Below are 12,765 nucleotides of genomic sequence, written 5' to 3'. Positions count from 1 at the left end.
TGCGAGGGCGGTCTCACGTCGGGACTCGTTGAAGATCCTGCGCCTATGAGTTATAAAAAACAACTATGAAGTTAGAAAAAATTAGTGAAGGTGGTGGGCCCGTTCCCAGGCGCTGGTACGACGACGCCTGTGGGACCGCGCTCGCGCTTGAATTCGTCGGCGAGCGCTGGTCGCTGCTGGTCATGCGCGAGCTGATGCTGGGCCCGCGCCGCTTCTCCGAGCTCAGGGCCGATCTCACTGGAATCAGTGCCAACGTCCTGACCCAGCGGCTGGCGGGACTGGAGCGATCGGGGATCGTGCGCAGGCGCAAGCTGCCTCCGCCGGCCAGCGTGCAGGTCTACGAGCTGACTGAATGGGGCCTGGAGGCTGAGCCGATCTTCCAGACGCTGGGTCGCTGGGCGATGCGCTCGCCGCTGCACGACCCGATGCGGCCGTTGTCGGCGGTCTCGGCCATGCTCTCGCTGCGGACCACGCTGCGTGCTGATCGCAAGCCGCTGTCGATGAGCGTGGCGTTCCGCTTCCCCGGCAACGCGTTCGTGGGCCGGCTTACGGCGGAGGGGCTGGAGATCGAGCGCGGCGAGGCGGAGGAAGCCGATGTGACATTCGACACCGACACCACCACCTTCGTGACCCTGGTCTACGGCAAGCGGCCGTTCAAGCAGGCCGAAGAGGAGGGCGCGCTGCGGCTGGGAGGCGACCGCCGGCTGGCGCGCCGGTTCGTGGAATGCTTTGCGCTGCCGGCCAAGCTGTCCGGGGCTGCCGGAGCGTAGGCCGTGATCTGGCTGGGACGGGTCATTGGTGCCGGAAGGGGGCATCACAAGCACGGCATAACCCATTGATATATAAGGGTTATTTCGTTGTGGGTTAGGTAAGTTACCGCCAAACTTACCGCCAGCTAAACGGCGGTGGCCGGGTTCGATTCACCGGACGCCAGGACGCGCAACAGCGCCACCTTAGCGCGAACGCTAGCGACTCGCTACAGGCTGGCAGCGCGACAGCGATCACGCCGCAGGGAGCCATGACCGCCCAACAGCCGCAAGCGCGCAGCGTGACGCGACAGGTTCGCCGCCAACGTCCGCAGCGTAGGCAAGTCGCCCCTAGGGTTGCCGGGCTACAGGCCGCCGCTACGGCTGTCCTACGCGGTACGGCTAGGCTGGCCGGCCAGTGCTGACACAAGGGCCATGACAGCGACAACAGCGGCGAGCATGGACAGCAGCAGCAGCGCCACGACAGCGCCGCCAGTAGCGACAGCATCGCCGGCCAACGGTACGGACCGGCAGCGGTGCCGGCCAGTGTCCCTACCGTCGCGGCTTGCCCCTAGCGCCGCCACTGCGGTTGCCCTAGGCCGTCGCAAGGCGCGGCGGTAACGATGGGTCGGCAGGAACAGCAGGGGCAGCAGGGCGCGACAGGTGCGGCCTAGCGAGTAGGGCAGGGCGACCGCTTCCGGTCCGGTTGATGATCTTGATTTTTGAATTGATCTTGCCCGGCTACCCGTGGCCGCTGGCTACCGTGGCTACCGCCCACCCCTATAGGGGTGGGGCAGTGGTAGCCACTACGGGCGGCGGCGGTAGCCACGTGGTAGCCACTGGTAGCCACTTAGGGCTAGAAACGTTGATATAGCGCCGTTTTTGGCAATTGGCCTAGGTAGCCACCCGGTAGCCACGGTAGCCAAGTGGTAGCCAAAACCGGTAGCCACTGCGGCCCCCTAGGTAGCCACTGGTAGCCAACGCTTTTTTAACGTTAGGGAGGGTAGGGAAACAGGACATCCCATCGCCATCACCACCAATTAGCGACCCATCACCTAATCCCGCATAGTCAAACCGCAACCCATACCGCAAGGATTGACCATGACAAGCGAACGCATTGAAGCGATCACGGAAGCTGCAAAAGAATTGGCGCAGGAATTGGAGGATTGCCGCGGCGACGCACGCGAAGCCATAGGCCAACGCATCATGGAAAACTACGATAGGCGACAACGCGAGCGAACAACGTTCCTGTACCGCCCCACGGTAGTAGGAGAAACCGCCGATGAGCATGGGAAGCGGACGTTAATCGAAAAGCCGTTCGATAACGCCCACGCATTCGTACTGTTGCAGATACTTCTAGCGGCCGCAGCCGGCGACACGTGGGACGGATGGCCGGCTAAGGGCGACGCCTAGCGCCCTGCAAGCCCTGTCCTGCCCTTCCTGCCGTCTAGGAGGGACCACGGGCCACCGCCTAGGCTGGGAATGTACCTAGGCGGACGACGTGGCGACCGTGGCCCCTTCTACACGGCAGGCGGCAGGGGCAGGGAGGGCGCAGGGCGGCTATTGCATCCACTTCACCGCCACTGACGTGGCCCATGCCTTGCGCAGACAGCCATAGCGGATGGCGTCCGCCCCGTGGTCGGGGCCGGTGCTGTCCAGATCCTCAATCCGCTTCGCGTCACGGGTGAGATAGGGCACGGTCGCCCAAAAGTATTCGCAGGCTCGCGACACATACAGGCCGGGCCGGTCGGGCTTGCCGGCGTCCTGTAGTAGCCGCCGCATCCGGTTCCAGCCCGACAGGCGATCCGCCTTGCGGGCCGGCTCAAAGTGGACGCCGGCCAGCTTGAATTCGTCGGCAATGCTGCCGGCACCGTGGCCGGTCCGGGCAAAGATCGCGTCGTCTGCCACGCCGGACGGTTCCACGCTCCAGCGAGCCGCCAGCGCCCGGATGGCCTCGGCCAGTACAGGCACCGTCCAGCCGTTGCCCTGATCCAAACTGTCGCCCCGCGTGGTGGCGAGTTCGTCCACCACAACAAGGCTGTCACGCGGATACCATCGGCCATCCGGTCCCGTGTCGCCTGGACTGATCGCGAAGACGTAAGTCGCCGACGGGGCGGACGATCCGAAATCGTGGGCAAGGTAGCAATCCCAACCCGGCGGCAGTTCCGGCCACGGGTCTACCGCGTTGCGGTCTTCGTCTAGGACGTGGGCAAAGTATGCGCCACGGTTTACGGCCCAATCTCCGCTGATCCAAGCCCGCAACAATTCGGGATCACCGGGACAGGCCGACTCCAATTGACTACGGTACTGCTCGCGATCAATGAAGGCGTTGCCGTCGAACGTCGATGGCGCATAAACCCATTGCCGTTTGGATTTTTCTTCATCGAACGGCAGCCACGGGCCGGAAGCGAACACGTAGCGCCGCGCTAGCCAATGGTGCCCCACGCCGCCGGGATTCGCTGCCATCACCATTCGGATTGGCACGTTGGCCGGGCCACGTAGGTTTGACCGCAGGATGTCCAACAGGTCCGGCGATGCAAACTGCCCAGCTTCGTCCACTAGCAGTAGGGTAAAGCTACGCCCTTGATACTTGGCATAGTCCGAATGGCTTTCAAGCTGGCCCAACTCCATATAACCGCCGTTGGGCATACGCCATACGTGTTCCGCTGCGTTGTACCGCGCTGCGGTGGCGTAAATATTGCCGAATATCTCACGCGTGATTAGTTCAAAGTCCGACAGTCCTTTGTAGGTCTTTCGGATGTAAAGAATCCGCGCATGTTTGCCATATTGCTCGATATGGCGCAGGGCCAACAGCGCCAGCAGGTACGATTTACCGCCGCCACGTCCGCCGCCTAGAAATACGTCCAGTTCTTCAGGTAGCGCCATGACCTGATTCTGAAACTCGCTTAGCGCGATCGTTTCGCTAGTCATGGTCGTGGCCCACCTTCACAACCGGCCAGCCATCCGCGCCGCGCTCTTGATCCTTTGCGCCCTTGCCCTTGCTGCCGACAGTCGCTTCTAATGCGCCCTTGAATTGTTCCATCGGCATAGCGCCGGGAAGCTGGAAATTGATCTGCACCTTGTTTGCGGTGTCGGACTGATCGCCCTCGCGGTAGCCGTGACGCGCCTTCAACAGGAAGATTGCGGCGGTTACGTGGCCTTTCTTCGTGGCTTGCACAAACAACGAATTAAACAGCGCGTGGTGTTCTTTCTCGCGTCCGGCGTTGAACGCTTCTTGCAAGTCCGGGTTTTCATGCAACCAGCGGTTGAACGCTTCAAAGTGCGTTCCCAGCATGATTGCAATGCCGCGTTTCGTATGGCCTTCGGCGGCTAGTTCGCGGATACGTTCGGCTGCATTGGGCGGCGGCTGTTTCTTCGGCCTTCCCATGCGCTTTTTCTTCGGTTCGGTCATTGTCGTCACCCTTGAAAACCGGGGCGGCGTTGCACCGCCCCGGCGTTGCGTCACTTGGACAGCAGGAAGGCCAGCGGTACGGCCTTACGCTCGGCTGCCACGCGGTCCCAGTGGGTCGCGCCGCGCAGGTCGGCAAGGGAGGGCGACATTTCCACAAGCGTGCCTTCGACCCAGCTGAAGCCGGCGGGGTGAACTGCGACGTTCTGGCGGCTGTGCAGGACCGACATGCCACCGCCGTTACCTGCGGACGGAATCGACTCGATTTCCGTGCCGTCGGCAACGGTCGGTTCCGCCATGCCGTAGCCAAGCGCACCACCACCGAACAGGATTGACGTATAAACGCCACCGTCGGCAGAGAGAGCGTCATCCACGATCACCGCAAGGCCGCGATACAGGGCAATACGTCCGCCCTGCGACGGCTGGATGAAGTCGATAAGGTCCGACTTCAGCGCGGCCCGGTACTTGTCGCTGTGCATGGCGATGCCGGTTACAGCGTCCATGTTGTCGCCCATCGTGCCGGCGGCATCAATGACGGCTTCCGCGCTGAAGTTGCCGGCGTCGCCGGTCTCTGCGGAAATGTCATGCACCATGTCGCCGGAATCATTCGCGATGTTGTCTGCCATGACGCCCTGAAGGCTCGCGACAATGCGGCGCTGCAACTGGCGGTCCCAGTAGGCGGTAACGCGATCTTGAATCCGTGCGATGGCATCGGCCCCGGCCAGTTCGCTGGCAAGGTTCATGCTTGACCATGACGCGTGGAGATAGGACTTGCGGACGCGCTGCGAACCGGCGGACAGCTTGCGCGGGGTGCTGTGATCTTCCGGGTCATCGTTGGACAGATCAGCCTCGTCGTTCCCCAGGTCACGCCAGAACGGAACGGCAAACGCATCGGAACCGGCGGCAAGCTGCGTATCAATTACCGCATTGCGAGCCGCAACGCCGGATTGCACCAGCGCGGACAGTTCAAAGGTGTTCTCGATAATGTAAGGGGTGAAGGCCGACGGTACGATAACGTCGGAAAGGCGAGTAGTAGCCATGATGTATTGCTCCGAATCAAAGGGAATGTTTGATTCGGCAACCGCCGGGACGTGGCGTTATGCCGCCGCGTGACTACGCGGGGAAAGACGCGGACCGTTTGCGAGTTACTACGCGCAGCGGGTCGCACGTCGAATATACCGGATAATCCTATTTCAAGCCAAACGATTGGGAAGCCTGCGGCTTTTCCGGCTCGCCTTTTGCCGTGGCACCGGCACTGCGATGCACGGTCGCACCGCTGCCACTAGCCCGGCTGCCATTCAGCACGCCGGCCCATCGGGTTTCGTCCGCTGTCCACTCGCTGCGGGGCTTGTCTGGCGGTAATAGGTACGCAGCCAGCGCGGCAGGCTCAAACGGGACTGGCTCCGCCTTGCCGTCGGTGCCCGTGGTCGTCAGCCGCTCGCCCTCGCTGTCCAGCAGGCACGGGCGGCCGTCGTCCAGGGCGAAGCGGTAGCCGGCGCGATCGAACAGGGCGCTGAATATCACGGGATCGGCGGCGGTTTCCTCGATCAACCGTTCAACCGGGCCGTCCAGCCTGATGGCCTGCAAGTCGCCGGCCAGCTTGTCGCGCTCCGCTTCTACTGCCGACAGCTTCGCAAGGGCTTCATCCTTTGCGCGTTTCTCTGCTCGCTTTTCTTCTAGCAGCGATTCCGAATGTTTCCGCAGTCTTTCGACTTCGGATTGCAGGGCTTCGGGGTCTACGGTCTTATCGGTCATGGTTATCTATTCCTTGGAAAGGTGAGATTTTCGGCCAGCTTGTCCAACAGGCCGCGATTGCGTGGGGATTCCTTGTTGCGCATCCCTTGGACAACCTCGGCTAAAACCATCGCGTTATGCTTGGCTCGCTTTGTCTCTTGAAACAAGCGGCGGTTATGCGTGCGCAGTCGCTCGACTTCCTCCACGAGTTCGGCGCGGGAAAGGGTGTCAGTAAAATTATCCGGTTTCATTTTCATGTTTCCTCCTACGTTTGCCGATTGCTTGGCGGCTGATTTCGATATTCATTCCGGTTAACGTCGCGACGGCTTCGCGCTCGCTTAGCTTGTAACCATTGCCAACTGCGGCAGGCTCCAGAATGATTTGATTGATCCATTGCTCTTGCACGGCTGCCGCCGGGTCATGCGGAAGCCGTAGGGCAGCGGATGCCGGACCGTCGTCTAATTCGACAGGCTCCAATTCAAAAATCATTGGGTCCGGCGGTGCGGCGTCTTTCGACTTCGTGTTATTCATGCTTACGCGGTCGTGCTTGTCGCGTTCGATCATGATTTCAATATCTAGCGCCGCGTAGTAAGCGGATGAACCGCGCGCCCTTGTGCCGTCATGGCCGGTATGGTGAATAATCAGCACCGTCACGCCTTGCAGTTCGGCGCGCATACGGTCTAGCGCCGCGACAAACTGCGACATTGCAGCGGCGCTATTTTCATCCTCGCCATTAAAGGCGCGGGCTAGCGTGTCAATCACGATCAAGCGCGGCGGGCCATGTTCCGCCAGCAGCGTGCCGATGGCGGCGATGATCGCCCCGACGTTTTCAGTAAGCGGCGGCAGACGGTCGGCAATGAACAGCGGGACGGCATCAAGCGCCGCACCGTTTACCGTGGCCCACGCCTTCGCCCGGCGCGTGAGTCCTGCGCGGCCTTCTCCGGCGAGCATGAAGGCGCTGCCGGCTTTGACTTCGCATCCGAAAAAGTCCTTTCCGGTTGCAATGCAAAGCGCCATCGTTAGGGCACAGAAAGACTTGCCGCTTCCGCTGCGGCCAATCATGCCGGCGAGCGTATCGACCACCAGCCAGCCATCAATCAAGTATTCCGGCGGCGGTTCGTTCAACAGTTCGCCAACGCGGGAAAAGGTCAGCGGGCGGGCGGCAGGAACGGCAACGGCAGGGGCGGTAGCGGTATTGGTCCAACCGGCTTTCATCGCGGCGGCGAACAGGACGGCGGCACCGCCGTCAAACGGCGTCAGCTTCGACCATGCGGCCCGGTTGCGACCCTCGCTGTAGTGGGCCGGTGCGGTCTGTGACCACGCATCCAGCAGCCCCCATCCTTCCGGGAAGGCGCGTAGCGAACAGGCGACCATGCGCCACTGTTCGCTATTGCCGGCGTCCAGGTGGCGCAGCGCGGCGCCGACCGCTGCGATATCCAAGGCCGGCGCGTTGCTGGCGGCGTCGAAGATGGCCGGAAGCGTAGCGTGGCTGCCGGGGCCGGGTGGCGGTCCTGCGACCGCTGGCGGTGTTCCTGCCGTTGCCGTTCCTGCCGCCGTGGGCAAGTGGTGGACGTTCGGCGGAAACTCGCGGCGGATGGCATCGGCGCTGTAACGCTGGCCGCTGCTAAGGTCGTCACGCATCGCAACCGGGTAGGGTTCGCCCTTGCGGTTATGGAAGCCGGGCAGCCGCATCACGCGGGGCAGGTCGCACACAACAGGATCACCGCCGAACCTTGCGGCGATGGCCTTTTGAACCGGCTTGAATTCGTCTAGCGGCAGCGCATCGGACAGCAGCCAATAAGCATGGAAGCGGTTAGGCGACGACTGCACGACAAGCGAAGGGGCAAGGGTGCAAGCCAACACCGGATCAAGCGGCGCATCATCCATATCTGCGAACACGGCACGGACTCGCGTAATCGCCGTTTGATCCTGTCCACCTTCATTGACCACGACAAAGACGCCATGCCCGTTAGCATTAGCGCGTTCCAGCGTGTCGAACACTTCCGACAGCGGGCCGGCGTACTTCGCCCCATTGCCTTTGGTCGGTTCGCTAAAGGTGCGGAAGTGGAAGCCGTCGGCAGGATCAAGGACAGCTAGGAACCGTGCGGCCTCGCCGGCACTTGCCCACGCGAAGGGCGCAGCGTCCGGGGCCATCATTACGCGTTGCCCTTGGCATCGGCGTGCCATAGGCGATACCCGTGCCCCAATTCCACCAGCTTGGCGACGATATGGGCCGGCACGGCATAGCGCATCGCGTCGCCGCCTTCAGGCGTCAGCGTCGTTAGATCAACCGAACAAACAAACGGCGTTTTATCCGCCGTATACGGCGAGCGTACTACCGGCCAGCGGTGGCCGGGGTGCGACACAATGCGCCAGCTATCGGCACCGGCGACAAGCTGCGCGAATACGTGGGCACGGTTCGGCGGCAACAATGCTTCCGGTATCGCTCCGGCGAATTCATGCAGCAGCTTTGCAACGCCGGTAATCACTTCGACGCTAAGGGCGGCGGCAAGGGCGGCGGCAACGTCTTTATCCGTCATCGCGTGGCCCCCATTGCGCCTTGCGCCACACTTCGTAGGCGTCGCGGATGGCGGGCTTCACGGCGGCAGGGACTTCATGGCCGTCAACCCTTAAGCCGGCGTCGATCACGTCTTTGATCGTGTCCCACTGGCGGAAGTCGATAGACTTCATTCCGAAGATCGGGCGGGCATCTTTGGCCGCATAGATGGGCGGTCGGATGAAGGCGCAAACATGATCGGGACGCGATGCGACAACCCACGCCCTTGGGTTGCTCGCAAGCTGCCCGACAAGGGCGTAACGGGCTGCCGGATTCTCCGGCATGTCTCCGGCTTGGGGGTGCCAAAAGATCATGACGGCCAGCGCGATGATGCCGGCACGCTGTTCCGGTCCGCACGGCGCATCGGCACCGGCGCGAAGCATCGCGGTAAGTTCGGCTTCGGTATTCATGCCTGCCCCCAGCCATCGGCGGCGGTTGGGGCGGTCGGGGTGGCCTGCGCGGCCTTGTTACGTGCTGCCCAGGCGAGTGGATCGCGCAGCCAATCGCAGACTTCCGCCGCGTCATACAAACTGGCGCGGGCGCTGATTCGCTGCGGACGGGGAAACTCGCCGCGTTCAATCATCCGGTAAATCGTGGGGCGAGAAAGCCCGACCACGGGCACGACCTGCGCGATTCGGACCCGGCCCACCAGCGGCGGGTTATCTTGGGGCAGCGTCTTCGGGGTATTCATGTCGTCTCACAAGGTATTAGCTTGCAACCGACATTATCCGCCGCGTTCGGAGAGGTCTAGGATAATAACCTCTACGTTATACGATACGTTGTATCGATACGGTATAGCGATACGCTATCTGGTCCGATAACTATTGCGACATTAGTTCAATGAATCGCGACATATGTGCCCGATAGTTCGCCGCGTCGGCTTCGCGTGTCGCGCTAATCTGCGGCTTATGTTCCGCCATGTATGCGGCGGCGGCTTCGTCTACGCTTGCGTACTTGCCTGCGGCTAAGTCTGCGGCGTACTTCGCTGCGATCTTGCGAACCACAGGCGGCCTGCCGCCCTTGTCGGGCGGCGGCATCGGTTTGTCATTATCAATTGGAAAGCGATGGCTCATGCTGCGGCCTTCTTTTCCGCCTTCAACGCGTCCAAGTAATCCGCCCATTCCTGCATCATCTTGCGGCGGTCGTCCATGTACTGCGCCCGGTTATAGGCGGCCTTAACCTTGTTGCGTTCGGCGTGGGCCAGCTGGCGTTCGATTACGTCGGTCGGGTAGCCCATTTCGTTCAACCGCGTGGAAGCCATTGCCCGGAAGCCGTGGCCGGTCATGGTCTGCCCGTCATAACCCATCCGCCGCAGCGCGGTATTGATCGTGTTCTCGCTCATGTAGCGGCTGCGGCCTTGCAGGCTGGGGAACACGTAGGGACCGGAGCCGGTCCCGGGCTGCAACTCGCGCAGGATCGCCACCGCCTGCCGTGACAGCGGGACCACGTGCCCCTCGCGCATCTTCATGCGCTCGCCCCGGATTCGGAGCGTTGGCGCGGCGTCGTCCAGGTCTAGTTCGCCCCATTCCATGCCGCGCAACTCGCCGGGCCGCAGGAACAGCAGCGGGGCCAGCTTTAGCGCGGCTTGCGTGGTCGGCTGGCCGATGTAGCCGTCTATGCCGCGCAGCAGGTCCGCCACGTCCGCCGGATCGGTCACGGCGGCGTGAGAGGTCGTCACCACCGGAGCCAACGCCCCACGCAGGTCTGCGGTCGGATCGCGGACGGCCCGGCCCGTAGCGATGGCATAGCGGATCACCTGCGACACCTTCGTTTTAACGCGGTGCGCTGTTTCGTGGTGGCCCTTCGCTTCGATCTTGCGCAGTTCGTCCAGCACGTCCGGCGGCGTAATTTCGCGGATTGGCATAGCGTCCAAGCCGGTGGCCTGTTGCAGCAGCCATTGCGATTTGATGTAGGTACGCGGCGCGTATTTCTTACGCTGCATTTCCATCCATTCGGCAGCGACTGCCCCGAACGTGTTGGCCGCTGCGGTCACGGCTTCGCGCTGGCCGGTCTTACGGGCTGCACCGGGGTCTACGCCTTCCGCTAGCAGCTTGCGGGCGTCATCGCGCTTGCGGCGGGCATCCGCTAGCGATACGTCGGGGAAGGTGCCAAGCGATAGCGTGTTCCGCTTCCCGGTCACTGGCCGGCGGTAGTCCAGTCGCCACCAGCGCGAGACGGCAGCAGGGGCAGGAGCAGGTGCGCCGGGCTTGGCAGCCGGAATCAGCAGGTACAGGCCGCCACCGTCGCGCAGCTTCTGCGGGGACGGTCCGGGGCGACTCTGGCGGATGGCGGTAGCGGTAAGCGTCATGACGGTAACTCCGGGGCGGTAGGTCTGTTACCGCTGAAGTTACCGCCTAGAAAGACGGGATGCAAAGAGACGCGCTGAAACGTGGTGAGAGGCATAGGGGGAGGGTATCCCTTGCCAATCAGCCACTTAGAGACGTTTTGAGACTTGCTGATATGTCGCTATGGTGCCGGAAGAGGGACTCGAACCCTCACGCTTTTAAGGGCGACGGATTTTGAATCCGTTGCGTCTACCGATTCCGCCATTCCGGCGCGGTCGTGGATTATAACGGACCCGCAGCGGATCAGGCGACGCTGTCCAGGCTGAGCGTCGCATCGGCGCGCCGGTACCACTCGCCCTCCTCGGGCTGGTAAGTGCAGCAGCGGTCCATCGGCCCTTTGTAGACATGCAGGGAGATGGCCACGCGGTCGTCGCTGGCGTTGCGGATGGTGTGGTATTCGTGCGGCGGAATCAGACTGCCCGCGCTGCCGGGACCCGCCCGCAGGCCGCCGGCGGGGCGGAAACGGCAGCGCTCGCCCAGGTTTTCCAGCAGTTCGTACTGGGTGATTTCCAGCTCGCCGTCCCAGACGCCTTCCACGCACCACAGGCCGCAATGATCGTGGATGGGCGTGCCTTGGCCGGGGCCCCAGGTCATCGCGACGATGCTGTAGCCATGCTCCGGGCTGCGGTACAGCTCGCGGCGGGCGTAGTGGTGCTGGATGGGCTGATGCACGCAATCGGGCAGCTGTACCGCGGGGTCGCGGATCAGCTCGCACATGGCGCCGCGCAGCGCCGCGGTAATGGCGTGAACATCTTCACCGGCAACAGCCTCGTCCACCGCGTCGACCAGTTTGTCGCGGCCCTGAAAAGGAATGTCCGGCAGGTTGGGAGTGCTCATGGGGGCATTCTACGTCGCCCCAGAGCAGGGTGATGTTGCATTGCCGCAGCGGTGGTGCCAGCTGCGGCTGCCATGAGCCCGGCGTCCTCAGCCGCCAAGTGACTCCTGGTTTTCGGCTACGTCCAGCAGCTCCTGCACCTGGGAGAGCGTGCTGTCGTCCTTGATCACCCGCTTGAGCCACACGTGCAGGGGCATTTCTCCCCAGCTGGCGGCCTTGTCGGCGAGGTAGGCCACCGGGCTGTGCGGCTCGGTGCGGCGGAAGAATTCGGCCACTTCGCGCAGCTGGGCAAGCGCCTGCCGGCGTGAGGCGATGGGGCCGCCATTGCCGGGTGCAGGGGCGCCGCTTTCCGTTGCGCCGGCGGTTGCCGGTGTGTCGTCGGCTGCTTCGGTGCCGTCAACCAGCAGTCCCGCCTCGCGGGCGGAACGGGCCACGGTGTGGTGCAGGTGTTCGAGCTGGTCGAACAGCGCGCTGAAGCTGGGGCCGTCGGCGCCCAGGCGCACATCAACCGCGTCGCGCAGCTGTTCCAGCGCTGCCCTGCAGTCGGGCAGGTCGGCCAGCAGCTGGGTGTAGAACCCGTGCGAAGTCCCGCGCCTGGCAGCTTCCAGCACTTCCAGGCCGGGTTGGCCGTCGGGGTTGTCCCCGCCGTCGCCGCCGCGTGCGTGGGCGGCTTCGAAGTCGCCCAGGCCGAAGCTGCCCTGCGGCGCCTGGGTGATCGGCAGCGTTCGCACCCACTGCGCGGCATTGGCCAGCAGCCAGCCGAGATTGCCGATGCGCTCTTCGTGGCCGGCGTCGTGGTCCTGGGGATGCACATGGTCCCAGTGCTGTTCACACAGCCCGGCCACCGCGCGCAGGCCGGCAGCCAGCCCGGGGAATCCGCGCAGCTGGGCGCTGGCCTCGGTGTGCCAGGCCGCCACGCGCAGATCCTTGGTGCGGGCACGCAGCAGTTCGTCGCAGATCCGGGCAACGGTCGGCCAGTCGGCGTACTTGATATCGGTGATCCACTCCCCCTGGTCGAGGGTCGGGTCGTCGGCGCGACGGGCTTCCTGGATCGCGTCGAATTCGGCGGAGAAAGAAAGATCTTCGCCTGCGGGGTGATCTGGGGAGATCGGGGCCAGCAGGTCATCCAGTTCCAGCAT

15 protein-coding genes and 1 tRNA gene are annotated in these 12,765 nt (G+C 63.3%); 2 read left to right on the top strand and 14 right to left on the bottom strand.

The genetic code is table 11. From position 1 onward, the window contains the following. Positions 1-65 precede the first annotated feature (65 nt). Positions 66-770, top strand: coding sequence for a winged helix-turn-helix transcriptional regulator (locus ACW7G2_RS03305; protein WP_456972677.1), 705 nt, complete (start codon positions 66-68; stop codon positions 768-770). A gap of 1,077 nt (positions 771-1,847) precedes the next feature. Beyond that, positions 1,848-2,159 (top strand): hypothetical protein, encoded by a 312-nt coding sequence (locus tag ACW7G2_RS03300; protein WP_456972675.1) that lies wholly within the window; start codon positions 1,848-1,850, stop codon positions 2,157-2,159. Positions 2,160-2,306: 147 nt separating this feature from the next. Here the strand turns inward: ACW7G2_RS03300 and ACW7G2_RS03295 are convergent, their stop codons facing one another. From ACW7G2_RS03295 to tssA, 14 genes are all read right to left on the bottom strand, one after another. Beyond that, on the bottom strand, positions 2,307-3,677 hold the full coding sequence (locus tag ACW7G2_RS03295; RefSeq protein WP_456972673.1) for a phage terminase large subunit: 1,371 nt from the start codon (positions 3,675-3,677) through the stop codon (positions 2,307-2,309). After that, positions 3,670-4,158, bottom strand: coding sequence for a hypothetical protein (locus tag ACW7G2_RS03290; protein WP_456972671.1), 489 nt, complete (start codon positions 4,156-4,158; stop codon positions 3,670-3,672). The genes ACW7G2_RS03295 and ACW7G2_RS03290 overlap by 8 nt, the downstream gene beginning before the upstream one ends. 50 nt (positions 4,159-4,208) lie before the next feature. After that, positions 4,209-5,195, bottom strand: a complete 987-nt coding sequence (locus tag ACW7G2_RS03285; RefSeq protein ID WP_456972669.1) for a major capsid protein — start codon at positions 5,193-5,195, stop codon at positions 4,209-4,211. Positions 5,196-5,343: 148 nt separating this feature from the next. Further along, complete coding sequence (locus ACW7G2_RS03280; RefSeq protein ID WP_456972667.1) at positions 5,344-5,910, bottom strand: hypothetical protein; 567 nt, start codon at positions 5,908-5,910, stop codon at positions 5,344-5,346. A gap of 2 nt (positions 5,911-5,912) precedes the next feature. Further along, entirely contained in the window at positions 5,913-6,146 is a 234-nt protein-coding gene (locus ACW7G2_RS03275; protein WP_456972665.1) for a hypothetical protein, read from the bottom strand. Then, complete coding sequence (locus ACW7G2_RS03270) at positions 6,127-8,046, bottom strand: AAA family ATPase (RefSeq protein ID WP_456972663.1); 1,920 nt, start codon at positions 8,044-8,046, stop codon at positions 6,127-6,129. Before ACW7G2_RS03270 ends, ACW7G2_RS03275 begins: the two co-directional genes overlap by 20 nt. After that, on the bottom strand, positions 8,046-8,429 hold the full coding sequence (locus ACW7G2_RS03265; protein WP_456972661.1) for a hypothetical protein: 384 nt from the start codon (positions 8,427-8,429) through the stop codon (positions 8,046-8,048). Before ACW7G2_RS03265 ends, ACW7G2_RS03270 begins: the two co-directional genes overlap by 1 nt. After that, on the bottom strand, positions 8,419-8,856 hold the full coding sequence (locus ACW7G2_RS03260; protein WP_456972659.1) for a hypothetical protein: 438 nt from the start codon (positions 8,854-8,856) through the stop codon (positions 8,419-8,421). The genes ACW7G2_RS03265 and ACW7G2_RS03260 overlap by 11 nt, the downstream gene beginning before the upstream one ends. Next, positions 8,853-9,137 carry a helix-turn-helix transcriptional regulator gene (locus ACW7G2_RS03255; protein WP_456972657.1) on the bottom strand — a complete coding sequence of 95 codons (285 nt, stop codon included), beginning with the start codon at positions 9,135-9,137 and terminating at the stop codon, positions 8,853-8,855. The genes ACW7G2_RS03260 and ACW7G2_RS03255 overlap by 4 nt, the downstream gene beginning before the upstream one ends. 130 nt (positions 9,138-9,267) lie before the next feature. After that, positions 9,268-9,519: a hypothetical protein gene (locus tag ACW7G2_RS03250; protein ID WP_456972655.1), complete on the bottom strand. Its 252-nt coding sequence runs from the start codon at positions 9,517-9,519 to the stop codon at positions 9,268-9,270. Next, complete coding sequence (locus tag ACW7G2_RS03245) at positions 9,516-10,754, bottom strand: tyrosine-type recombinase/integrase (RefSeq protein WP_456972653.1); 1,239 nt, start codon at positions 10,752-10,754, stop codon at positions 9,516-9,518. Before ACW7G2_RS03245 ends, ACW7G2_RS03250 begins: the two co-directional genes overlap by 4 nt. Before the next feature lie 161 nt (positions 10,755-10,915). Further along, positions 10,916-11,002, bottom strand: a tRNA-Leu gene (locus tag ACW7G2_RS03240). A gap of 32 nt (positions 11,003-11,034) precedes the next feature. Beyond that, positions 11,035-11,628: a cysteine dioxygenase gene (locus tag ACW7G2_RS03235; protein WP_456972651.1), complete on the bottom strand. Its 594-nt coding sequence runs from the start codon at positions 11,626-11,628 to the stop codon at positions 11,035-11,037. 87 nt (positions 11,629-11,715) lie between these two features. Further along, positions 11,716-12,765 (bottom strand): type VI secretion system protein TssA, encoded by a 1,050-nt coding sequence (gene tssA / locus ACW7G2_RS03230; protein WP_456972649.1) that lies wholly within the window; start codon positions 12,763-12,765, stop codon positions 11,716-11,718.

The sequence above is a fragment of the Luteimonas sp. A277 genome (genome assembly GCF_054052045.1).
This window is presented reverse-complemented; position numbering and strand designations above follow the sequence as displayed.

Bases quoted from the DNA above. Each gene is read 5' to 3' on its own strand.
- tssA (WP_456972649.1), bottom strand. From the start codon at position 12,765: ATGCTGGAACTGGATGACCTGCTGGCCCCGATCTCCCCAGATCACCCC.
- ACW7G2_RS03270 (WP_456972663.1), bottom strand. From the start codon at position 8,046: ATGATGGCCCCGGACGCTGCGCCCTTCGCGTGGGCAAGTGCCGGCGAG.
- ACW7G2_RS03265 (WP_456972661.1), bottom strand. From the start codon at position 8,429: ATGACGGATAAAGACGTTGCCGCCGCCCTTGCCGCCGCCCTTAGCGTC.
- ACW7G2_RS03250 (WP_456972655.1), bottom strand. From the start codon at position 9,519: ATGAGCCATCGCTTTCCAATTGATAATGACAAACCGATGCCGCCGCCC.
- ACW7G2_RS03260 (WP_456972659.1), bottom strand. From the start codon at position 8,856: ATGAATACCGAAGCCGAACTTACCGCGATGCTTCGCGCCGGTGCCGAT.
- ACW7G2_RS03295 (WP_456972673.1), bottom strand. From the start codon at position 3,677: ATGACTAGCGAAACGATCGCGCTAAGCGAGTTTCAGAATCAGGTCATG.
- ACW7G2_RS03280 (WP_456972667.1), bottom strand. From the start codon at position 5,910: ATGACCGATAAGACCGTAGACCCCGAAGCCCTGCAATCCGAAGTCGAA.
- ACW7G2_RS03285 (WP_456972669.1), bottom strand. From the start codon at position 5,195: ATGGCTACTACTCGCCTTTCCGACGTTATCGTACCGTCGGCCTTCACC.
- ACW7G2_RS03235 (WP_456972651.1), bottom strand. From the start codon at position 11,628: ATGAGCACTCCCAACCTGCCGGACATTCCTTTTCAGGGCCGCGACAAA.
- ACW7G2_RS03290 (WP_456972671.1), bottom strand. From the start codon at position 4,158: ATGACCGAACCGAAGAAAAAGCGCATGGGAAGGCCGAAGAAACAGCCG.
- ACW7G2_RS03255 (WP_456972657.1), bottom strand. From the start codon at position 9,137: ATGAATACCCCGAAGACGCTGCCCCAAGATAACCCGCCGCTGGTGGGC.
- ACW7G2_RS03300 (WP_456972675.1), top strand. From the start codon at position 1,848: ATGACAAGCGAACGCATTGAAGCGATCACGGAAGCTGCAAAAGAATTG.
- ACW7G2_RS03275 (WP_456972665.1), bottom strand. From the start codon at position 6,146: ATGAAAATGAAACCGGATAATTTTACTGACACCCTTTCCCGCGCCGAA.
- ACW7G2_RS03245 (WP_456972653.1), bottom strand. From the start codon at position 10,754: ATGACGCTTACCGCTACCGCCATCCGCCAGAGTCGCCCCGGACCGTCC.
- ACW7G2_RS03305 (WP_456972677.1), top strand. From the start codon at position 66: ATGAAGTTAGAAAAAATTAGTGAAGGTGGTGGGCCCGTTCCCAGGCGC.